Origin of the sequence: Pseudoalteromonas sp. ASV78, assembly GCF_047806705.1 — a bacterium.
Classification (GTDB): domain Bacteria; phylum Pseudomonadota; class Gammaproteobacteria; order Enterobacterales; family Alteromonadaceae; genus Pseudoalteromonas; species Pseudoalteromonas prydzensis_A.
Genome location: NZ_JBLOPA010000001.1, coordinates 2582630 through 2605878, shown reverse-complemented (window position 1 = coordinate 2605878; position 23249 = coordinate 2582630). Strand labels below are relative to the sequence as shown.

Annotated in this window: 13 protein-coding genes and 1 pseudogene; 12 read left to right on the top strand and 2 right to left on the bottom strand. The window is 40.7% G+C overall.

Translation table 11 applies throughout. The annotated features are described in order from the left end of the window. Nucleotides 1–38: 38 nt before the first annotated feature. The 10 genes and pseudogenes from ACMVDV_RS11760 to tnpC all read left to right on the top strand — a co-directional run bounded on the left by ACMVDV_RS11760 (nucleotide 39) and on the right by tnpC (nucleotide 18568). Nucleotides 39–1721, top strand: coding sequence for a cyclic peptide export ABC transporter (locus ACMVDV_RS11760; protein WP_416158243.1), 1683 nt, complete (start codon nucleotides 39–41; stop codon nucleotides 1719–1721). Continuing rightward, complete coding sequence (locus ACMVDV_RS11755) at nucleotides 1721–2707, top strand: MsnO8 family LLM class oxidoreductase (protein WP_416158242.1); 987 nt, start codon at nucleotides 1721–1723, stop codon at nucleotides 2705–2707. Before ACMVDV_RS11760 ends, ACMVDV_RS11755 begins: the two co-directional genes overlap by 1 nt. Before the next feature lie 43 nt (nucleotides 2708–2750). Continuing rightward, a complete protein-coding gene (locus ACMVDV_RS11750; RefSeq protein WP_416158241.1) occupies nucleotides 2751–6212 on the top strand; it encodes an amino acid adenylation domain-containing protein in 3462 nt (1153 codons plus the stop codon). After that, entirely contained in the window at nucleotides 6209–10927 is a 4719-nt protein-coding gene (locus tag ACMVDV_RS11745) for an amino acid adenylation domain-containing protein (RefSeq protein WP_416158240.1), read from the top strand. The genes ACMVDV_RS11750 and ACMVDV_RS11745 overlap by 4 nt, the downstream gene beginning before the upstream one ends. A gap of 415 nt (nucleotides 10928–11342) precedes the next feature. Next, on the top strand, nucleotides 11343–11639 hold the full coding sequence (gene tnpA, locus ACMVDV_RS11740; RefSeq protein ID WP_416158239.1) for an IS66 family insertion sequence element accessory protein TnpA: 297 nt from the start codon (nucleotides 11343–11345) through the stop codon (nucleotides 11637–11639). Further along, nucleotides 11639–11851, top strand: a complete 213-nt coding sequence (gene tnpB, locus ACMVDV_RS11735) for an IS66 family insertion sequence element accessory protein TnpB (RefSeq protein WP_416158238.1) — start codon at nucleotides 11639–11641, stop codon at nucleotides 11849–11851. Before tnpA ends, tnpB begins: the two co-directional genes overlap by 1 nt. A gap of 178 nt (nucleotides 11852–12029) precedes the next feature. Continuing rightward, complete coding sequence (gene istA / locus ACMVDV_RS11730) at nucleotides 12030–13580, top strand: IS21 family transposase (protein WP_416157195.1); 1551 nt, start codon at nucleotides 12030–12032, stop codon at nucleotides 13578–13580. 11 nt (nucleotides 13581–13591) lie between these two features. Further along, nucleotides 13592–14347 (top strand): IS21-like element helper ATPase IstB, encoded by a 756-nt coding sequence (gene istB, locus ACMVDV_RS11725; protein ID WP_416157196.1) that lies wholly within the window; start codon nucleotides 13592–13594, stop codon nucleotides 14345–14347. A gap of 705 nt (nucleotides 14348–15052) precedes the next feature. Continuing rightward, entirely contained in the window at nucleotides 15053–16732 is a 1680-nt protein-coding gene (gene ltrA, locus ACMVDV_RS11720) for a group II intron reverse transcriptase/maturase (protein ID WP_248475026.1), read from the top strand. A gap of 310 nt (nucleotides 16733–17042) precedes the next feature. Beyond that, a pseudogene (gene tnpC / locus ACMVDV_RS11715) lies at nucleotides 17043–18568 on the top strand (IS66 family transposase). Nucleotides 18569–18841: 273 nt separating this feature from the next. Here the strand turns inward: tnpC and ACMVDV_RS11710 are convergent. Together ACMVDV_RS11710 and ACMVDV_RS11705 are read right to left on the bottom strand one after the other, a co-directional pair. Continuing rightward, nucleotides 18842–19603, bottom strand: coding sequence for an IS5 family transposase (locus ACMVDV_RS11710; protein WP_416158237.1), 762 nt, complete (start codon nucleotides 19601–19603; stop codon nucleotides 18842–18844). A gap of 178 nt (nucleotides 19604–19781) precedes the next feature. Further along, nucleotides 19782–20660, bottom strand: a complete 879-nt coding sequence (locus tag ACMVDV_RS11705) for a TraB/GumN family protein (RefSeq protein WP_416158236.1) — start codon at nucleotides 20658–20660, stop codon at nucleotides 19782–19784. Between the two features lie 634 nt (nucleotides 20661–21294). Here ACMVDV_RS11705 and ilvG point away from each other — a divergent pair. Continuing rightward, nucleotides 21295–22944 (top strand): acetolactate synthase 2 catalytic subunit, encoded by a 1650-nt coding sequence (ilvG, locus tag ACMVDV_RS11700; RefSeq protein ID WP_416158235.1) that lies wholly within the window; start codon nucleotides 21295–21297, stop codon nucleotides 22942–22944. After that, entirely contained in the window at nucleotides 22941–23183 is a 243-nt protein-coding gene (gene ilvM / locus ACMVDV_RS11695; protein WP_416158234.1) for an acetolactate synthase 2 small subunit, read from the top strand. Before ilvG ends, ilvM begins: the two co-directional genes overlap by 4 nt. Nucleotides 23184–23249 lie beyond the last annotated feature (66 nt).

The following is a 23249-nucleotide window of genomic DNA, read 5'->3' as shown; positions in this document are numbered from 1 at the left end:
AAATAGCGCTAGTGGCACAATATTCAAAGGATAATACAATGATAATAAAAGGGTTAAAGCAACATTGGAAACTGGTGCCATTATTTGTGATCGGCAGCGTAACCAGTGCTATGTGTTCTTTATGGCTTATATCAGCCATACAAAATGAAGTTAGGCTCGCTGGCGATAATACAGACTATCTTCACCGTTTAACGTTGTACATACTTGCTGCTGTTGCCGTTATGGTTGGTGGTTTTATTGCGCAACAAAGTGTCACGATCTTCAGTACTTCTATGGTTAGAGGTTTGCGCAAAACATTATCGTCTAATTTATTGGCAATGCAGTTTAGTGATTTGGAAAAGTTGGGACCGCATAAGTTGCAAGCCACACTTTCTAGTGATGTAAATCGACTTTCAACTGCCATGTTGGTTTTTCCAGCTCTATGTTTTAACAGTTTTATGGTTTTGTTGTGTTTTGGTTATCTCGCTTATCTTTCTTGGCAGTCATTTTTGATTCTAATTGGCGTCATAGGGTTAGGGGTTTTAGTTACCAATCTAATTATGTCCCGTGCTTCTGTGTTTTTTAATCATATTCGTGAAGAAGAAGATGGCTTATATAAGAGCTATAGAGGATTGACCGAGGGAGCGAAAGAGTTGAACTTAAACCCTTCTGGAAAGCGCTATTTTCTTGAAAATGAAATTAATCCTAGTATTGAAAAAATTCGCTCTTTAGAAATTAAAGGGCAGACACTGTTTAACATCAGTAATAACTGGACAAATATAATTATATTCTTTGCGCTGGGAGCGGTGGTGTATTCTTCTGCCATCATGAATCATTTAGCTTTAGATGTAATGGTGGCGTATATGTTTGTGACTATCTATTTGATTGGCCCATTAGGCATGATGATTCGCTATATTGAAGAGTGCATGAAAGGAGCGGTAGCGTATAAGAAAATTCTTTCCTTAGGGCTCGATCTTACTTCTGATGAAACACCTGATTTGAGGGGGAATGGAAAAGAAATATCTTCACAAAATTGGACTCAAATAATTATAAAGGATTGTACTTTTTACTACGACAAAGATGAGAAGGAGGATGAAGCGCAGTTTGTGGTTGGCCCGCTGAACTTAAGTATTAATCGTGGTGAAGTTTTATTTGTTATCGGTGGGAATGGTAGCGGTAAGTCAACATTTGCTAAGTTGATTACTCAGCTATATCGCCCGCAGGAAGGTAGGTTGGAGTTGGTGTCAAACTCTGGTATTGCTAACGGCCATACAGATCTTCGTATTGCCGCGATTTTTGCAGATTTCTTTTTGTTTGATTGGTTTGTGGATCACTATGGGCAACCTGCTGATAAGCAAAAAGTAGATAAGTATTTAAAACGTTTATCTTTGGATCAAAAAGTTACTTACAAAGATGGGCACGTATCCACAACAGAACTATCATCAGGGCAGCGAAAACGCTTAGCGCTCATTCAAGCTTTGATACTAGACCCAGATGTATTTTTATTTGATGAATGGGCTGCTGATCAAGATAACCATTATCGACAATTTTTCTACCGTGAACTATTACCAGAGCTCAAAAAAGCAGGCAAGACAGTGATAGCTATAAGCCATGATAACCAGTTCTTTGATGCTGCTGATCGTATCGTTACCTTTGACCAAGGACATATACAAGAAATTCAAACCAATTCTTCGAATTCGGAAAAACAGTTTATTGAACCATTGATTCCAAGGGAAGCATAATGAGAATCGTTAAATTAAATGCATTAGATCAATCTCCTATTTTTAACGGTCAAACTGCGGTTAATTCCATCCATCGCTCTATTGAAATAGCGAAACAAGTTGAAGAGATGGGCTTTCACCGTTATTGGGTTGCTGAACATCATAATCAACAAGCTTTTTCGAGTGCGTGTCCAGAACTTATGGTGGCTAAAATTGGAGCCGAAACGTCTAAAATTCGTGTAGGTACTGCGGGTATTCTGGTTGGTCACTATTCGCCATTGAAAGTGGCAGAGACGGCACGCATGTTATCTACCTTGTGTGACGGTAGATTTGATCTCGGAATAGGTCGTTCGCCTGGTGCGGTTCATGGTGCGATTCAATCTTTAGGGAGTCATGAATTTAGCCCTGCAATTATTAACGCCAAACAGGACAGTGTTTATGCTTATCTTAGGGACGAGAAAACGGTTCATGCTTTACCTCAAGGGGTAATTCATCCTGAATGTTGGGTGTTAGGTGCAGGTTTAGGTTCAGCAATGTTTGCAGCAGAAAGGGGGCTAAGCTTTGCTTATGCGGCATTTGCAAATCACAGTTTTGCTAAACAATCTATTGATGTTTATAGAGAAAACTTTAAACCATCCACCATATTAGAGCAGCCAGTAGTCAATTTAGCTGTAGCAGCCTATTGTGCCGATTCTGAAGATAAAGCCAAGCGTATGAGCCAAAGCACAATTGCTTGGACTATGTTAGCTGATAAAGCAGGGCACAATGTGCCATTTCCTACTATGGATGAAAGTGAAAAGCTCCTAGCGGTATCAAGTCATGCTGAAAATGAAGCACAAATGAAAGATACCTTGATAGTTGGAAATCAACAACAAGTGCAGGACAAGTTGATTCAGCTAATAGATGATTTGCAATTAGATGAGCTGACATTGCTTACCGTTACCGAGTCTAGTGAAGACTTACTTAGGAATTATCAGTTAATTGCTGAAAGCTTGAGAAATAACTAAGTGAAATTCGCACTTTTAGCATCGATTTTAATATGGACCTAATATGAACTTTCAAGCATTAGTTGATTTTTTTAACAAAAACAAAGTGACACTTGATGTAACTGGTGAACAGTTAAAAGTGCAAGCATCAAAAGGTGTGATTACACTTGAGGTGGCCAAAGCTATAAATGAGCACAAACCTCATTTGATTCAGTATGTTAAATCAGTTATCGGTCAAGGTGGCATAGAAAGAGTCACCCCAGAACAAAAGTCTCAAGGTGTCCCACTTTCATTTGCGCAACAGAGGCTGTGGTTTATCGATAAACTAACTGGCCAGAATGCAAGCTATCATGTTCAAGGTGGTTTTAAGTTGGTGGGGAGTTTAAACATTGAGGCGCTTACTCAAGCATTTAAATCCGTGGTTGAACGCCATGAGAGTCTAAGAACCACCTATATTGAACGAGACGGCGAGCCTTTGCAGGTTGTGAATGAGGCTTGTGACTTTGATATCAATATATTGGAGGGCGAGGGTGGTGAAGCCAATATCTGTCAAGTTTTGCTAGACGAAGCTAATAGGCCCTTCAATCTTCAACAAGATTTAATGTTACGCGTAATGTTGATTAGACAATCTAATACAGAGCACTATTTACTATTTACTATGCATCATATCGCAACTGATGGTTGGTCAGTGGGTGTAATGCTGCAAGAGTTAAATAGTCTATATCAGGCTTATAATAATAATCAAAACAACCCCTTACCAGCGCTTGATTTTCAATATGTAGATTTTGCTAATTGGCAGCGCAAATCCACTGATGAAGAAACGTTAACTAAACAACAAGAGTATTGGCAACATACTTTGGCTGGAGCCCCTGAGGTTCACAGTTTACCGTTAGACTACCCGCGACCACCACATGTATCTCAAGATGGTGCTGTATATCGCCATAGCCTAGATGAAAAGCTTAGTCTAGCCATTAAAGATTTGTGTCAGGCACAACAATGTACCTTGTTTATGGTGTTACAGGGAAGTTATGCGCTGTTGTTGAATCGTTGGAGTAATGAAAAAGATATTGTGATGGGGACTCCTATTGCAAACCGTACTCAAGCAGAGTTTTTCCCGCTTATCGGCTTTTTTGTTAATACTCTTGTACTACGCTCTAAAATTGAAGGGGAACAGAGTTTTATTGAATATATTCAAAAAGTTAAAAGTAACACTCTTGATGCTTATGAAAACCAGAACATACCTTTTGATACGTTAGTTGAGAACCTCAATCCACAGCGCAGTGACAGCTACTCACCTATTTTTCAGTTGATGTTTTCTCTGCAAAATAATCAGGTACCAGAATTTGATTTTGATGGGGTAACCTTTTCTCCTATTACAGGTGATGAACGCATTGCAAAATTTGATATTACTTTAAATATTGAAGATAAAAATGGTCAGCTAGCATGTGATTGGGAATATAACCCCAAACTGTTTAGTCAAGACACTATAAAAGCCCTCGCGAGTGCCTATGAGACCTTATTGGGCCATATAACAACTTCACCAGATAGCCCAGTATTGTCATTGCCTTTGGTATCAATTGAGGAACGTCAGAAGTTACAAAATGAAGCACAATTAAATCGAGTTACAGATATCAGCCCCGAGCTCAGTATTTGCAGTGCCTTTGAGTCTATAGTGGCGACTACTCCAGAGGCCATTGCAATTGAAGCAGAGCAGATATCGTTAACCTATAAGCAACTAAATAGTAAAGCAAATCAGCTTGCCAATTACCTAACTCAGCAAGGAGTAGAACCGGGTAACTTAGTGGGGGTATGCTTAACTCGATGCCCAGATTTAATAGTGTCTATCCTAGCGATTCTTAAGGCGGGTGGAGCTTATTTGCCGTTGGATCCTAACTACCCTAAAGATCGTTTGACTCATATGCTGAATGACTCTGGGGTTAAATTCGTCCTTTCACAACAAATGCTTAAGAACAAATTACCTCTCAATGAAGACATTCATCGATGTATATGTGTGGATGATATTCAGATAATAATGACGCTTCTGATGGAGCCAGACAGCGATCTTGAATTGGCAGGCATTAATGGGCAGAGTATGGCCTATATAAGCTATACATCAGGCTCAACAGGCAAACCTAAAGGCGTTGTGGTTAATCAGTTAGGTGTATTGCGTTTAGTTCTAAATGCTGACTATGTTGAATTGAACAAGGATGCGAAGGTGATGTTACATTCCTCGATTAGCTTTGATGCGACAGCTTTCGAGCTTTGGGGAGCTTTACTAAATGGAGGGAGATCGGTGCTATATCCTTCTGATTATGTTGACCTTCAGGTTATTAATAAATTAATAGCGCAAGGCAAAGTAAATGTTTTTTGGCTAACTGCAGCATTGTTTGAGCAATGGGCGACCACATTAGATGCTTTGTCTGTCTCACATCAACAAGATTGGTCAAAGTTACAAGTTTTGTTTGGGGGAGATGTAGCTTCACAAGTTATGGTCAAAAAGGTGATTGATAGCTTGCCTGGTATTCGCGCAATTAATGGTTATGGCCCAACAGAAAACACCACTTTCACCACCTGTTATTCAGTATTACCTAACTTTAACCCAGAGCAAGCTTTGCCCATAGGGAAGCCTATTAAAGGTACGGAGCTTTGGGTGTTGTCACCCGAGTTACAAATTATGCCAGACGGTGCTATTGGTGAATTGTGCATCGGAGGAGTAGGTTTAGCTGACGGCTATTTAAATGATACTAATGGAATGAATGAGCAAAAGTTTATTCATCACCCATTTTCAGTTGAAGACAATGCTAGGTTATATCGCTCAGGAGACTTGGTTAGAAAACTTGCCGATGGCCAATACATGTTTGTATCTCGCCTCGATAATCAAGTCAAACTCAGAGGATTCCGCATTGAGCTTGGTGAGGTTGAATCGTGTTTATATGCTTATCCAGAAATTGATGAAGTCGTTGTACTTATTCGAGAAGATGTGCCAGGCGATAAGCGTTTAGTTGCCTACGTAAAGGTAAGCCAAGGGAGTGTTAATAAAAAGTTAGAGTCTGCTTTAAAACAATATGTAGGTAAAAAGCTTCCTGATTTTATGCAGCCGGCCGCTTTTGTTTTGGTAGACAATTTTGTGCTTAGCAACAATGGAAAAGTTGATCGTAGTCATTTGCCAGTACCTTCATACATAAGTCAAGAATCAGAGTATGTAGCGCCCCAGACTAAAATTGAGAAAAAATTAGCTCTATTGTGGCAGGACGTATTGCAGTTGGATACAGATGTTAGCGCTATTAGTAACTTTTTTAATTTAGGTGGTCATTCTTTATTGGCGACTAAGTTGTTAGCAATGATCACCCAAGAGTTTGAGATCGAATTACCAGTATCTACTTTGTTTAATAGTAAAACACTACGTCAGTTTGCTTCTGAGATTGATAGTGCTAAGGCTCTTCACGAAAGTAATGGTTGCAACCCTGAGATAATTTTAGGGACGCAGCATACATCGGTTGGCGATCGAGAGGAGTTCGAGTTATGAGTTTGTTATCTTTTTTGGTTGAGACCATAAATTTAGATATTCAGTTATTTCTGCAAGATGGCAAATTAAAAGTAGATGCCGCTAAAGGTGCGTTAACTGAAGAAATTAAATTGAAACTTCAGGAAAGCAAGAGTGACATTATCACCCTGTTTGAGAAATTAAATATCTTCAGCAATAAGGATATTTCTCTCCCATCGTTTGCTCAACAGAGGTTGTGGGTTATTGATCAAATGGTCGGGGAGAGTTTGCAATACCACATCCCAATGACAATGGCTTTTAATGGCGGCTTAAATATTGCTGCCTTAGAGCATGCCTTTAACCAAATAGTGAAGCGTCATGAAAGCTTACGCACTGTATTTGTAAACGATGGAACGAGTGTTTTTCAGGTAGTACGCCGTTATCAGCCATTAAACCTTCCTTTAATTGATATACAAAATGTAGCAGATAAGGAGGCTGAGCTAGATAGGTTGATTTCTGAGGAGATGCAAAATCCTTTTGATTTAAGCCAGGATTTAATGGTGCGATTATTTGTTGTACAAGATCAAAGTGAAAGGTTCGTATTGTTGGGTAGCATGCACCACATTAATATGGATGGCTGGTCAATGAATATCGTCATTCAAGAACTAGAAACCTATTATTCGGCCTATATCAATAATCAAGAAGACTTACTTCCTACTCTTGAGCTGCAATATGCAGATTATGCTCGTTGGCAGCGTAATCATTTAAAAGGTGATGTGTTAGATAGTTATCTGAACTACTGGAAATGTAAGTTAGAGGCGGTGCCAAAACTCCATGCTCTACCTTTAGATCATGTGCGACCACAACAATTATCCAATAAAGGCAAGACCCTAAGACAAAGACTTGAGCTTGATATCAGACATGGTTTAGAGGCATTGGCACAAGCTCATAATGCCACTTTGTTTATGGTACTGCATGCTGCGTTCAGTTATTTTTTATCCAGATACAGTGGTGAGAATGATATTGTTATAGGCACGCCAATAGCTAATCGAGAAAAAGCTCAGCTTGCTTCTATCATTGGTTTTTTTGTGAATACCTTACCACTTCGTTCAACCTTTGTAGGGGAACAGAGTTTTGGCGACTTAATTGAAGCGAGTAAGCAAACTATTTTAGGCGCCTATGCACACCAACAATTACCCTTTGAAAAAATCATCGATGAACTGCAAATAGAGCGCAGCGTAAGCTTTGCACCACTTTGCCAAATTATGCTGTCTTTTCAAGATTGGGGAAGGGGAAACCGCGACGATGCTGAGATTAATTTTCCTGATGTTAAATTAGAACATATAGAGCATCATTCTGAATTTTCTCAATTTGAACTCACCTTAACAGCAATGCCAGTTGAAAGTGGTTTTGTGATGGAGTGGGAATTCTCTACAGATCTCTTTGAAGCTGACACTATATCTAACATGATGGCCAGTTTTGAAACCTTACTTCGGAGTTTAATTGCGGACTCTGCATCCCCTGTAAATAGCTTACCCATGTTGTCACCGTCACAAATGGACTCCTTTATCAAGCAAGTCTTGGGATTGACACAAGAACAGCAAAATGCAGATTTTGACAATGACTTATGTATTCATGAGGCCTTTGAACTTCAGGCGGATAAATACGCAAATAAAACAGCCTTAGTATTTGAACAACAAAGGCTGACCTATGATGAATTAAATCAGCAAGCCAATGTGTTAGCCCACTTTCTCGTTAAGCAAGGAGTTGGACCTGAATCTCTTGTGGGAGTTTACTTAGATCGTTCTCATTTTATGGTGTTGACTATCCTCGGTATTCTGAAATCGGGTGCTGCATATGTACCGTTAGATATCAGTTTCCCTATGGATCGCATTGAAATGCTTTTAGATGAAACACAAATTAACCAAATTGTGACACAAGGCACTCTAGCTCATAGCATTACTGGCTATCAGAATAGCATTAATACTATAAATATTGATGAATTGCTTCAAGCTAATACTGAGCTCTTTAGCAATATCAAACGAGAACAAAATAGTGTATCGGCGGAGAATCTAGCGTACATAGTGTTCACCTCAGGTTCCACTGGAAAGCCTAAAGGGGTGATGGTGGATCACAGGTCGATGATGGTAAGATTGGAGGGGTGGGATAAAGCCTTCTCACTTTATGAAAATCCACCATGTGTTATACAGATGGCAGGTATTACTGTGGATATCTGTTTAGGTGATATTGTTAAGTCTTTATTAACAGGCGGCAAGTTAGTGGTTGCAAGCAAAGAAACCTTGCTGACACCAGAAGAGTTTGTGGCCTTGATGGATAAAGAGCTGATTAACTTTGGTGACTTTGTACCTGCGGTATTAAGAATGATGGTAGAGTATTTGTTAAGCCATTGTAAGACTTTGGAAGCTTTACGCTATATTCTCGTTGGTTCCGAAAGTTGGTATGGCAAAGACTTAATTAATTTGAAAAGAGTTATTTCTAGCGACGCTAAGTGCATGAATATATATGGGCAAACTGAGTCGATAATTGATGTAAGTTATGCTGATGTAACCCATAAAGATATTGAAGCCGATGCTGTAGTTCCCATCGGTAGCGCACTTGCCCACACAGGGTTATATATTCTTAACAACGAAAATCAGTTTCAACCAGCTGGTGTTGCGGGAGAGTTACATATTGGCGGTGAAGGGTTAGCTCGTGGTTATTTGAACCAACCTGAACTCACGGCTGAGAAGTTTATCTGTAATCCATTTACAAAAGGTAGAATGTATAAAACTGGCGATCAGGCACGTTGGTTGAGTGATGGTACACTTGAATTTTTGGGAAGAGTTGATCATCAGGTTAAAATTCGTGGATTTCGTATTGAACTACCCGAAGTGGAAGCAGAAATCAGTAAACTGGCTAATGTTAAACAGGTGTTAGTTGTTGCCAAGGAGGTGAGCCTAGGTGATAAAAGGCTGGTGGCCTATATACAAAAGCTTGATGAATCTAAAGTGACAGATCATGACTTTATCAAGGCAGCTCGAAATGAGTTAAAGACTAAGTTACCTCAATATATGCAGCCCTATGCTTTTGTTGTAATTACTGAATTTCCAATCACTGTAACAGGTAAAGTGGACAGGTATGCGTTACCAGAGGCTGAATATAGTGTTGAGCAAGATTATGTTGCTCCTACTAATGAATTAGAAATGCAGTTGTGCCAAATTTGGCAAGACATACTTAATGCTTTTTCAGTGGGCATTACAGACAATTTTTTTAGCTTAGGTGGTGACTCAATACTTGCAGTGCGCCTGGTGGCTCAAGCGAAACATAAAGGAGTTCCTTTTAGTGTTAAAGACTTACTTACACATCAAACTGTGTCAGAGCTGGCTATAGCTATTTGCAGTAGTGATGTGGAAAGTCAAAGTATTGAAGAGAAGCCAAAGCCATTTGCTTTAGTTGAAGCTATCAGTAAGAGCAAATTACAAGAGTTAGGCTATCAAGATGCTTACCCTCTTTCTTATTTGCAAAGGCAAATGATCGAAGACAGCTGGCTGCATGGTAGCTACCATGACGTGATGTCAGAAGCCATGAGTATACCTTGGGATGAGAAAGCGTTTCGCAATGCCTGGCAGGATATGCTGGATCAATACCCAATTTTAAGGTCTGTGTTCGACTTTTCTAATACGCCTGCTTTACAATGTGTGTTGGCAGATTATCAAGGGCCTATTGAGATTATTAATTGGCAGGGTAAGTCATTTAGCCAGTTAGAGACTGATATGTCTTCTTGGTTTATTGAAGAGACAAAACGGCAATATGACTTCAATATACCATTATGGAGGATGACGGTTCATATTTATGGCAATAACGAGTTTATATTTATTTTTGCTAATCACCACGCCATCTTAGATGGATGGAGCGCAGCCTTGTTGATTCCTGAATTTGTGCAACGCTATCAAGATTATTACCAGAATAAAGCTTCTCAATTAAAACCTGAGTTATTGAGTTTCAGTGCTTATATTGCCGCTGAGATTAATGCAATACAGAGTAAAGAATCTGAAGCTTTCTGGCAGCAACACCTGAAGGGCTCTGAATTGCCATATTGGACAGGAAAAGAAGCGCATGATATTTATCGCATCAGCGATGACTATTCTGATTTAAGTGCTCAGCTAGAAGGTACGGCGAGAACTTTATCAGTTTCACCACGCAGTATCTTGTTAGCGATACATATGTGGGTTTTGGCGCAGGTTAACGGTAGCAATAATATTACTTGCTCGGTAAATCGACATGGTCGGCTAGAGGTTGCTGGTGGAGATACTGCAATTGGCCTTTTTTTGAATCCTTTACCTCTCTCGGTGAATACCGAGCAGCCAAGTTGGCGTAATCTAGTGATAGAAGTTGATCAGCTTCAAATATCGAGTTGGACCCACCGGCATTATCCTGTGGCGTTACTAGAGCAAAAGCTTAATTTAGATTTATCTGCTTGTTTATTCAACTATGTGGACTTTCAGGTTAATCACAGTAAAGAAAACGATGGCTCTGCAGACGGAAATAATACTTCAAGCTACATATGGGAGTGTGTGTTTATTCATAGAAGAGAGCTCGGTGAGTTGTCGCTTAGGTTAAGTTTCGAAGATAGTACATTTAATGAGCATACCCGCAATGATATACTATATTATTACGGGCATGCATTGAAATCAATTGTCTACGACCCACTTCAGAAGGCTGATAACCCTTTTATTGAATCATCTGTGACGGGGTAATTATGTAACCGATATTCATCATGATTTGAATTGGATGGTAATGAAATAAAATAATCGTTACGTGATTCAAACTTATCGTTGCAAGAGCTTACCAACTTATAAAGTAGGGCTTTTACTCAGGGCAAGAATACTAACTTCACCTTGACTTAAGTTTTTGATTTTATAATTTTTTAAAGTCGTATGTTTGTATCTGATACCCAACTATTTAATTATTTAACTATTTTCAATCAATTGATGACCCCAGGGCGGGATCGCACTTTAAATAAAAATATGATCTAAAGTGCGTCCCGCCCTGATGGACATAGGTATTGTCGATACAGAGGGCTGAATAAAGTGTAAGCGTCTAGCAAAATGCACCTGCCTGTCACTCGTCAAAATGATTAAGCTATTTCCGAATTTCAATGAGGAGATAGCCATGAGAAAAACACGCAGCCTTGAACAATGGCGCAGTATTATCGAAGAACAACAAGCCAGCGGTTTAACTATTACTGAGTTTTGCCAACAACATGCCTTATCAAAAACAAGCTTTTATGCGGCACGAAGTAAGCTTACTGCTGCATCTGGTAGTTTTGTTCGCGCAAAAGTCACTAAACACGTTGCTCCCACTGAACAGCAACAGCCGATCATTCTTGCTATCGGTAACGTGAAAGTCAGCTTGCCATCCACAATGCCTGCCACTTATCTGAGTCAACTGTTACGCGAGCTTGCCTAATGAAAATGTTCGTTGAACCTGCACATATTTACCTCTATCGCGATGCCGTGGATTTTCGAAAATCCATTGATGGTCTGGTCGCACTGGTTGAAGGCGAGCTTGAACGTGATGCTTACACTGGTGCATTATTTTTGTTCTGCAATAAAGCGAAAGACAAACTCAAGCTGGTTTACTGCATATTCTCTCCAGCTTTGATCACCCAATGGCATTAACTTTGATCACTTATTCTCATTAAGCTTTGATCACGAAAATCACTCGATAATGATCACTTTTGTGTTCTTAATGATTTTGCCGATCAAAGCTTAATGCCACTCCTCACCGAGTTCACGTTTTATCATTTTTGTAGGTATGTTAAACCGTTATCTAAATCATTTGATGAGGATAACAATAATGTCAACAAGACCTATATCTATGAGTAAATTACATGCTATTTTACGGCTGAAATATTCAGCAAAATTATCCCATCGAGAGATTGCCAGAAGCTTAACTATCTCCCCTGGCACTGTGGCTAATTACGTTAAAAAGGCCAATGAGTTAGGCTTAAACCAATGGCCGTTACCTGAAGATAAACAACACGGTACTTTTCTTAATACAAAAATCAGGGACTTCTCAACCCGTCAAAAAAGATACCCAACACCTGACTGGCTCACCATCAATAAGGATTTGAAGCAGCACAAACATTTGACGTTGCAGTTAGTATTTGATGAATTGCGTGAGAAAGTCGGTGAGCCTTATTACAGTTATAGCCACTTTTGCCGAGCCTATCGGGAATGGGTGGGCAAACAACGATTGTCGATGCGTCAGCATCATAAAGGCGGTGAAAAGCTGTTTGTGGATTATTGTGGCCCCACGCTGACCATCACGTGCCCTACAACACAGGAAACACGACCTGCTCAAGTGTTTGTTGCCGTGCTCGGCGCATCAAATTATACCTATGCTGAGGCAACGTATAGTCAACAACTTGAAGATTGGGTGATGAGTCATGCCCGTTGCTTTGCGTTTTTAGGCGGTGTTCCTGAACTTGTTATTCCCGACAACTTAAAAAGCGCCGTTAGTAAACCCTGTCGCTACGAGCCTGATTTAAACCCCACGTATCATCAATTAGCCGAGTATTTTAATGTCGCGGTCATACCCGCTAGACCTTATAAACCCAAAGATAAATCGAAGGCTGAAGTCGGTGTACAAATTGTTGAGCGTTGGATCATGGCACGTCTACGCAAGCAAACCTTCTACAGCTTAGCGCACCTAAATCGAGAAATAGCAAAACTACTTGATGCTATGAACAATAAGGTCATGAAGCAATATCAACAGTCACGTAAACAGCTATTTGATAGGGTGGATAAAAGCGCATTAAAGCCATTGCCTGAAAAGCCTTATCACTATACACAAATCAAAACGGTGCGAGTGCACATTGATTATCATGTTGAAATAGAAAAACATTACTACAGTGTGCCGTATCAGTGGGTTAAGAAACAATTACGCGCACACATAACCAATCAGCTAGTACAGCTTTATCATGACGATACCTTAATCGCACAACATCCTCGCTCACATCGTTTAGGTGGGCATACAACACAGTCTCATCATATGCCTCTGGCGCATCAAAAACAGCATGAGCAGTCACCGATAAATTTACGCTCATGGGCATTAAGTATTGGGGAGTATACCCACCAAGTTATTGAGTTACAGCTCAGTGGACGGCGTCACCCCGAGCACGCTTATCGCGCCTGTTTAGGGGTGTTAAGTTTAGCTAAAATCTATTCAAAAGAGCGGCTTGAGCAAGCGTGCTATCGCGCAATCATAATGAATACGACCACACTCAAATCAATAAAGCAGATGCTGAAGAAAGGGTTGGATCAACAACCGTTACCCACACAGCAAACAGAGCCAGAAAAGCCAATTAAGCATGGCAACATACGCGGCACACAGTATTACCATTAAGGAAATGAATCATGATAGACACCATTAATCAACAACTTCAGCTACTCAAGCTATCAGGCATAAAACACGCATTAAAACAGCAGCTTGAGCAGCCTAACTTATACCAAGAGCAAAGCTTTATAGAGCGTATCAGTTTATTGCTAACACATGAAATTGACACGCGTGAGCAAAGAAAAATCGACCGGCTCGTGCGACACGCTAAATTCCGCTTACCGGCTCAGTTAAATCAACTGATTTACTCGCCGACACGCAATATAGAAAAAGCACAGATACGTAACTTAAGCCAAAATAGCTGGCTGAACTTACATCAAAATATCTTAATCACCGGGGCAACAGGCTGTGGAAAAACATACCTTGCGTGTGCCTTAGGACATGAGCACTGCCTACAAGGAAAAAGTGTTTACTATATTCGATTAAAAGAACTACTCGAAAGCCTGTTTCTAGCACAAGCAGATGGTAGTTACCGAAAATTACTAGCGAAGCTAATAAAGTATGATCTACTGATCTTAGACGACTGGGGGCTTGAACCACTGAGTGCGCAGCAACGAGGTGACTTACTCGAATTAATCGATGCGCGGTATGGGTATAAATCACACATAATTATAAGCCAGCTCCCGCAGGAAAACTGGCATGAGATGATCGGAGAATCAACCCATGCTGACGCCATTTTAGATAGGCTAATTCATGGTTCGATTAAGTTGAACTTAAAAGGAGAATCGATACGAAAACAGTTAAATAAATTGACTGATGATGATCAGTTAAGCTAATTTAAAAACGGCTCTACAAAATGATAAATCAGGTGATCAAAGCTGATGAGAATCGGTGATCAAAGTCATGAGAATACGCAGTTTACTGGGATAAAACGGGCTTTGCTTTGTGGTACAAGCGGTTAGGTGCGACAAGAAGTCGCTTTGTTTACTGTTGAACTTTGATTCAACCCTTCGTATTGCCGAAGGTTTCCTATTTCGATATGCGTCACTAGCAATGGTGGGGTGTGAAGCTCGAAAGACAATGTAGCCTTAAGTTCAATAGTGATGTTGAACAAACTGCAAGCATCATGCGGTTGGGCCCTAGGAATTAATGGTATGTGTAATTAACTGAACAGTTGTAACTGTCGTCATTGTAAACAAGCTAAAGATGCTGACAAGCTTGAACCAAAAGGTGTGGTGGACAAGTTAACATGCTCTAGTCTCATGTTACGCAATTTAATGTGCCCCCGGCGGATTGACTGACACTAACCCATTATGTGAATAAAGCGGAACTTGGTAAGCCCGTATGCTCCCTCGTTGAGGTAGTTTCTTCGTAAGAATGAATGACGGGCATGCGGGTAAAGGACGATGGAGAAAGCGAATGCCTTGCTGTAATGGCAAAGATAGATGTATTGAACGTGACATCATGCGAAAGCATAGCCCACTTCCATCGAGTGGTTAATCACAAGAAATTTGTAATAAGATTTTAGCTTAGGAATGCAAATGAATTGCTCTTATGAACAATGTGCACCTATAAACGAAGCGCAATGCTGGTCTAACATCGATTGGAAGGCTGCAAAGCGCTACGTAGGATCATTGCAAGCGCGTATTGTGAAAGCAGTAAAGCAAGGGAGAAAAGGGAAAGTTAAAAGCCTGCAATGGTTATTGACTCATTCCTTTTATGCGAAAGCCCTTGCGGTTAAACAAGTAACGGAGAACAAAGGGCGTAAAACGTCTGGTGTTGATGGCGAAACATGGCAAAGTGCTACTAAAAAATGGCGAGCAATCTCATCGCTCAAACGCTCTGGATACAAGGCAAGTCCATTAAGGCGAGTCTTTATTCCAAAGTCGAATGGGCAGAAAAGACCTCTCGGTATCCCCACAATGCTGGATCGTGGGATGCAAGCACTATATTTGCTAGCCGTTGAGCCAGAAGTGGAGACAAACAGTGACGGCAATTCTTTTGGTTTTCGAAAACAAAGGTCTTGTGCTGATGCGATCGAACAATGCTTCAAAGTATTGTGTCGCAAACGTGCGGGAGAATGGGTGCTTGATGCGGACATTAAAGGTTGCTTCGATAATATCAGCCATGAGTGGATGCTAAAGCACTTAAACATCGACAAACCAATCCTTTCACAGTGGCTGAATGCTGGCTTTATGGAGTCTGGTAAGGTATATCCAACACTTGCAGGAACACCGCAAGGAGGAATAATCTCGCCGACGTTAATGAATATGGTATTGAATCAACTGCAAGGAACAATTGAAGAAGCTTCTGGTGTTAAAAGAGGTAAGCACCGTGAAATTCGTTCTAATGTTAAGAGAGTCTCTGTAATCAGATATGCCGATGATTTTGTTGTAACGGCTCATTCTCAAGCGTTTTTGGTAGATACAATATTGCCTTGTATTAATGAATTTATGTCCCAACGTGGTTTGGCATTATCGCCAGAAAAAACGCACGTTAGGCATATATCAGAGGGTTTTGATTTTCTTGGTCAAAATCTCAGAAAGTATAATGGCAAATTATTGGTCAAACCCAGTAGCAAAAGCGTTCTACATCTGATGAATAAGTTGAGACTTACGATCACCAAATATCGCTCTAGTCGACAAGACAGGCTAATCTTTCAGCTTAATCCAATATTAAGAGGTTGGTGCAATTATCACCGACACAGTGTCGCAAAGGAAGTATTTTGCAAGATTGACTCTGATATATGGTTGCTACTCTGGAAATGGGCATGTCGTAGACATCCTAGAAAAGGAAAATACTGGATTAGGGCTAGATACTTCCACTCTATTGGGGCGCGTAATTGGACATTCTGCACCGGTGATAAACAAATAGGCTTATTTCGGTTAGCAGCAATGCCGATTGTGCGACATCCAAAGATCAATTCCGATGCAAACCCTTACGATCCGACACATGAAACTTACTTTGAATCTCGGCTTGATGTGTTAGTAAATTCTCGCAACAAAGAACGTCTGCATAGATTATTATCACGTCAAAATGGTGAGTGTTTGTATTGCAAAGAAAAAATAACGGCTAAAACTGGTTGGAATATTCACCGCCTAGTACCTTTATATTTAGGTGGTGATAATAAAGCGAGTAATACCGTGGTTGTTCATCCTTATTGCCATAACAGCATTCATAGGAGTCAAAATACTGCTGCGCCATCCTACATGGCGTTATAACGACTTGAGCGGTATGCGGGGAAACTCGCACGTACCGTTCTTAGAGGGCTGGGCTCGAGTAATCGGGTCTGGCTACTCGACAAAAGCAAAAGTTCAAATGGCCAAACAAAGCCAGTCTGCAAGAATTTGAGCTCAGTCCAGAGCAACTGGATTGGTTGTTGTCGGGATATGATGTGCTTGGTCATGAAGAGTTGCGGTATCAATCGATGATCTAATCGATCATATTGGCAGTAAATGATCGTTGCCACACAGTCTGTTTTATCTTTGCGTCAAGCAAGAAAACACCGTCAAATTCTGTTAAATTGCGAACATGAAAATTGATGCACACTCACTTCCTGACGACCCAGAACAGCTCAAGCGCATGTTGCTTGAGTTGCAACAGCATATGGATGAAAAGTTGGCTGAAAAAGACGCGCAAATTCACGAATTGCTACAAGCTTATAACGCGAAACTAGCCAAAGAGTACGCCAAGAAATCTGAAAAGATGCCGGGTGCAGGCGAAGTATTCAATGAAGCTGAAGATATTCTCGATGAACATGATAAAGCGCTATTGGCCACATCAGCCTCAGTAAAGAAAGAAAAAGCCAAACCGAAACGCCGCCCACTGCCAGCGCAGTTGCCGCGAATTGAGGTGGTTGTTGACCTCGAAGAGGATGAAAAAATGTGTGATTGCTGTCAAAGCCCCCTTCACAAAATGGGTGAAAGCAGCAGTGAAGCACTCGAGTTTGTGCCAGCGCATATCAAAGTCATCAAAACCATTCGCCCAAAATATACGTGCCGTCACTGTGAGCGTGAAGGCATTGAAAGTGTGGTAAAAACCGCCCTTATGCCCGCAACAGCCATTCCAAAAAGCATCGCAACGCCCAGCTTGCTGAGCCAAATAATCATGTGTAAATACCAGTTTGGCTTACCACTTTATCGCCAAGAAACCATGTTAGGCGATATTGGTATTGAGTTGAGTAGACAAACCATGTCGAGCTGGATGTTGCGCTGCGCAGACCTGTTGTCCCCTCTGTATCAACGCTTAAAAGACGTGTTGCTATCTCAACCGGTTATTCACGGCGATGAAACCCCGTTAAACGTCATTAATGCAGATAAAGCAACCAGCTATATGTGGCTGTATTGTTGCGGCGATGATAAACCAGGTAAAGGCACTAATATTGTCCTCTTTGATTACCATAACAGTCGCGCAGGCCAATGTGCGGTTGATTTCCTTGATGGTTACGAAGGCTACATGCACGTTGACGGCTACAAGGCTTACGAGCAAACGAATGCAACACTGGTTGCGTGCTTAGCCCATATGCGCCGTAAATTCATCGAGGCTAAAGGCAATAATAAAAAAACCGTCAAAGCAGATGTAGCACTAAACCTTATTCGCAAGCTCTACGGTATTGAGCAAGCCATCAAAGATAAATCGCACGATGAAAAATTCAAGATTAGGCAGAGAAAAGCCAAACCAATCGTTGATGAATTGTATCAATGGTTACTCAAGCACAAAGATAAAATCCCTCCCCAAATGGCGCTAGGTAAAGCAATTACCTATGCGATAAATCAGTTTGAGAAATTCAGGCGTTACCTCGATGATGGCAGGCTCAGTATTGATAATAACCGTGCAGAGCGAGCCATAAAACCGTTCGTAATAGGACGAAAAACTGGTTGTTCTCAAATACCTGCAATGGTGCACATGCCAGCGCTATACTTTATAGTCTTATTGATACCGCAAAGGCAAATAACCTTGTGGTGCATGACTATATCTCTACTTGCTTACAGCGCTTTGCTGAGCAGCCAGATAACCTTGAGCCACTGCTACCTTGGAATATTATTAAGCAAAGCTAGGTGTCGTTAGCTATACGCTTACGTTCAATTTAGTAAAAGTAGATAAGTATCGGTGTGCTAATTAGATCACATAATTTGGCAGATTGGTATTATAATTTAGAAAGGCTTCATACAGCTAATAGTGAGTCGTCAGTAGAGGTATGAAAACTCTTTAGGAAAAGTGTCCTGCTGTTGTAGTTGACCAGTTGATTATCAGGTATTGGCTTTTTTATTTAATATGCGCTTTGTTTCATCACTAATATTAGGGGGCTGTTGATCTTTGTAGTACATATATTAATCAGCCCACATTGGTAGCCACATCATCGTAAATGCTAAAGCGAGCATTGAATGATAATTTCGTTCAAGCTTTTCATACCGTGTGGCTATCCCTCTATATTGCTTAATACGGCCAAATGTATTCTCAACCAAGTGCCGATATTTGTACATACACCAGTCAATATCTTCATTACCTACTAAACTGTTGTCCTTACGTGGAATAACGGGTGTAGCGTTATTATCACGAACAAACTCTCTCAGTTTTTCACTGTCGTAGCCTTTGTCTGCGACAACCACATTACTTGTTGGGCAATTGGCGACGAGTGACTCTGCATGGACGATATCATGCGTATTTCCACAGGATAATTCATAATAAACAGGCAATCCTCCGCTATCTACTGCAAGGTGAATTTTCGTAGAATTTCCACCTCGACTCTTCCCAATTGATTCATTGTCAGCGGTTCTTGCACCGCAACTATGTTGGTGAGCCCTGACAATACTGCCATCAATGAAGACCCAATCCATGTCCACATCACGAGATAATGCGCGAAACAATTCATTCAAAATCCCTTTTTTGGACCATAAATTAAACCGTCTGTAGATAGCACTCCAACTGCCAAAATAAGAAGGTAAATCTCGCCATGGAATACCTGTGCGCATCTTATACAGTATGCCTTCGAGCGTTTTTCTATGGTCGGGCTTATTATAAATTCGACCACTTAAGTACATTATTTTTGATAAGACATTCCATGTCCCGTCTGTTAACATTAATCTTGGCATGAGGGTTCGGTGTAAAGTTTTCTGGCGAATTCAATTATACCTTATCTTCATGTTGTTTATTTTTCATACCGCAAAGAACAACACGTCCTAGTGTAGTGAAAGTTAAAGCATTATTGAAGTGAAAGCAGCCCGCTTGGCTATTACTAGCCAAGCGGGTGAATTGTTTATTGGCGAGTGATCACAGGCGAGTTACTGTAAAACCTTGCTCGTTAAATTGTTTTAATAAACCGTGTTGCTCTGGTAAGTGCAGGGCGCCGACGGCGATAAATAGTTTTTCTTTACCGATGCGTGGCGTGAGTTCTTTTACCCAGTTATTGTTACGTTCAATCAGCATTACTTGTTCGCTGATCTCGCCATAGTTGCTGTCGTCAAAACTTTCATTGTAGTACTTAGTTAAGGTGGCCATATCGCCGCTTTTCCAAGCATTCACTAAGGTTATAAAGTAGGTTTCAACATCGGCAAGCTGCTCGAACGTTTCTTCAATCATTTCGTTACTTAACAACGAGAGGTGATTAAACATTTCCATTTGATACTCGAGGGTTTCTAATTCGCCAACGGCTATATTTTTGTCTTTAGCATACGCGAGTACTTGTTTATCAATACCGTTTTGATCTGAAAAGCCCACATTTTGGAATTCCATTTGCAGCATAGTAACCATAACTGCCCATGGGGCTAGGTTATTAAACATCGCGATATCAATCGACTTTTTGCTAAAGTATTGTTGTAGTTTTTTATAGTTTTGCTCGGACAGCTCTGTTTGTAGCGTTTTGCCATTTTTTAGCATCATAAATGGCATAGAGCGGCGCTGCATTTCCATCGGGCTAATCGCACTAATATCAACTTCGACAATCACTTTATCACTGGCAGCAATGGCTTTGGTGACTTTCTCTGGCAGGCCTTTCATGGTGGCATCGCCCACATGCACGGTGCCAAATAAATAGCTGTTAACCCCGTTTTTCTCGATTTTCCAAAGACCCGGTTCGCTATGGCTGGCAAAACTAATACACAGTAAAAGCGATAAAATAAAGTAACTGCTAATACGTTGAGTGAGGTTCATAATTTTCCTTATACGTAAGTGATATAACTATACTAAACCAATTATCTTAATTGGGTAATGTTAAAATTAACGCTAAGCGCGGATCCGATTTATTTTTGCCCTGATGATAAAGTTGAAAACTTAATAATTGCTTAAACCGACCCTGTGTTTTTTCGAGTACAGTAATAAAAAGAATAATTTATCGCGATTTCGTCAAAAATTAATCAAACCGCTATTTGGTTATAACTAGGTATGAAATATCAATTGTTTTGCATATAAGAAAAATTAATCTATTTATGTGCTTATGTTGGATTTTTATGCCCTTAAAGGCAGGTGTTTATATAAATATTGGATTGATTTTAAGGTTGACTTAACCCCCTCATCGCGGTACTAATAGAAAAAGACAGCGGGGGAGTAAATAACCCTCTTGCGAATAAACAAATTTTTGGTATTGATTACATGCTTACAAATGCACTAAACCTAGTCCTAATTAACGTCGTGGTGATTATTATTACCGCGGGGGCTTGTTAGTGCTTTAAAAAAGAGAAGCATTGAAAAAGCCCCCCGCACTTAACAGTTCGGGGGGCTTTTTAGTTTCAGGGTTTAGAATGGGTTATTGAGTTTAGAAATGTCACTGAGGAATGAGGATTTATTAATGACAGGCGCAGAGTTAACAATTGATTTATTAGCCAAACACGGCGTAAATGAAGTTTTTGGTTACCCAGGTGGGGCCATCATGCCAATTTACGATGCGCTGTATGGCGCGCCAGTTAAGCATTACCTCACTCGTCACGAGCAAGGTGCTGGTTTTGCGGCGGTTGGTTTTGCGCGTAGCACAGGCAAATTAGGGGTATGTTTTGCGACTTCAGGGCCTGGTGCGACTAACTTAATCACCGCACTTGCTGATGCGATGATGGACTCAGTACCGTTACTGGCGATCACAGGCCAAGTACCTACCGCAGCAATCGGTTCTGATGCGTTTCAAGAAATCGATGTACTAGGTATGTCATTGTCGTGTACTAAACACAGTTATATGGTTGAGCGTCCTGAAGATTTAGCTGAAATTTTGCAAGAAGCTATGCACTTAGCACAAAGCGGTCGGCCAGGCCCAGTACTGGTAGATATCCCCAAAGACATTCAAATGGCGCAAGTGCCTTTTCACCCTTGGCTTGCTGCTGACGATTACTTACCGGTGTTAGATTTAAATCAAGTCGCTATTGCTAATCAGCTATTAAGTGAAGCGAAACGCCCTGTCGCTTACGTTGGTGGTGGTGTACAAGCGGCGGGTGCGCAAAAACAGTTAATGCAGTTTTTAGATAAAACGCAAATGCCAGCAGTATCAACATTAAAAGCGTTAGGCAGTGTATTACCTGATTACGAATACAATTTAGGCATGCTGGGCATGCACGGCGGTCAAGCTGCGAATTTAGCGGTACAAGAGTGTGATGTACTAGTATGTATAGGTGCGCGCTTTGACGACCGCGTAACCGGTAATTTAAGTAAATTTGCAGCGAAAGCAAAAGTAATTCATTTAGACATCGATGCAGCAGAGGTAGGTAAACGTAAACCGGCTAAAGCTTCGTTGATTGCCGACTTAAAAAGTTCATTACCTCAGCTTGAGTGTTTTGTTACTGAGCAAGCTTGGTTAGCGCACACCAAGGCGATGATGACTGAACATGCATGGCGCTATGACTACCCAGGTGAAAAAGTATATGCGCCATATTTACTAAATCAACTTAGTCAACGTATGCCGCAAAATGGCGTGGTTTGCTGTGATGTGGGCCAACATCAAATGTGGGTAGCACAACATATGAAGTTTAGTCATCCAAGCAACCATTTAAGTAGTGGTGGGGCGGGCACTATGGGCTTTGGTTTACCTGCGGCGATTGGGGCACAAGTAGCGCGACCGAATGATTTTGTGATCACGGTATCGGGTGATGGTTCAATCATGATGAATATTCAAGAATTAGCCACTATTCGTCGTAACAATTTACCGGTAAAAATATTGATTTTGGATAACCAGCGTTTAGGCATGGTTCGCCAATGGCAAGAGTTGTTTTTTGAAGGGCGTTATTCTGAAACTGATTTATCAGATAACCCTGATTTTGTGCAATTAGCTGCTGTGTTTGGTATCCCAGGGCAAATGATTAACCATGCAAACCAAGTTGATGATGCGATCACTGCATTAGTCAACAGTACCGGCCCTTATATAGTGCATGCATGTATAGATGATAAAGAAAACGTATGGCCGTTAGTACCACCAGGTGCAGCCAATGATGAAATGATGACGGAGAGTGGAAAATGAAACACAGCTTAACAGTTGCTTTAAAAAACCAAAGTGTTGCCGTGGAGCGCTTTTTACGCGTGGTTCGTCATCGCGGTTTTGATTTAACCCATTTTCAACTGAATATGGATGATGGTCATTACCATGTATTGATGACAGTCGACAGTGATAAGCCGATTCATTTACTAACCACCCAGCTTGATAAGCTGGTGGACGTTAAACAAGTAACATTACAAAATTTACAACAGCAAGCAATGTAATTTGCTGTGAAAAACTAAATCAACAGGGCTATTGGGGGTTTTCCCTTTAGCGATAAAAATTTAAGA

Bases quoted from the DNA above. Each gene is read 5' to 3' on its own strand.
- ACMVDV_RS11760 (WP_416158243.1), top strand. From the start codon at position 39: ATGATAATAAAAGGGTTAAAGCAACATTGGAAACTGGTGCCATTATTT.
- ACMVDV_RS11755 (WP_416158242.1), top strand. From the start codon at position 1,721: ATGAGAATCGTTAAATTAAATGCATTAGATCAATCTCCTATTTTTAAC.
- ACMVDV_RS11750 (WP_416158241.1), top strand. From the start codon at position 2,751: ATGAACTTTCAAGCATTAGTTGATTTTTTTAACAAAAACAAAGTGACA.
- ACMVDV_RS11745 (WP_416158240.1), top strand. From the start codon at position 6,209: ATGAGTTTGTTATCTTTTTTGGTTGAGACCATAAATTTAGATATTCAG.
- tnpA (WP_416158239.1), top strand. From the start codon at position 11,343: ATGAGAAAAACACGCAGCCTTGAACAATGGCGCAGTATTATCGAAGAA.
- tnpB (WP_416158238.1), top strand. From the start codon at position 11,639: ATGAAAATGTTCGTTGAACCTGCACATATTTACCTCTATCGCGATGCC.
- istA (WP_416157195.1), top strand. From the start codon at position 12,030: ATGTCAACAAGACCTATATCTATGAGTAAATTACATGCTATTTTACGG.
- istB (WP_416157196.1), top strand. From the start codon at position 13,592: ATGATAGACACCATTAATCAACAACTTCAGCTACTCAAGCTATCAGGC.
- ltrA (WP_248475026.1), top strand. From the start codon at position 15,053: ATGAATTGCTCTTATGAACAATGTGCACCTATAAACGAAGCGCAATGC.
- ACMVDV_RS11710 (WP_416158237.1), bottom strand. From the start codon at position 19,603: ATGCCAAGATTAATGTTAACAGACGGGACATGGAATGTCTTATCAAAA.
- ACMVDV_RS11705 (WP_416158236.1), bottom strand. From the start codon at position 20,660: ATGAACCTCACTCAACGTATTAGCAGTTACTTTATTTTATCGCTTTTA.
- ilvG (WP_416158235.1), top strand. From the start codon at position 21,295: ATGACAGGCGCAGAGTTAACAATTGATTTATTAGCCAAACACGGCGTA.
- ilvM (WP_416158234.1), top strand. From the start codon at position 22,941: ATGAAACACAGCTTAACAGTTGCTTTAAAAAACCAAAGTGTTGCCGTG.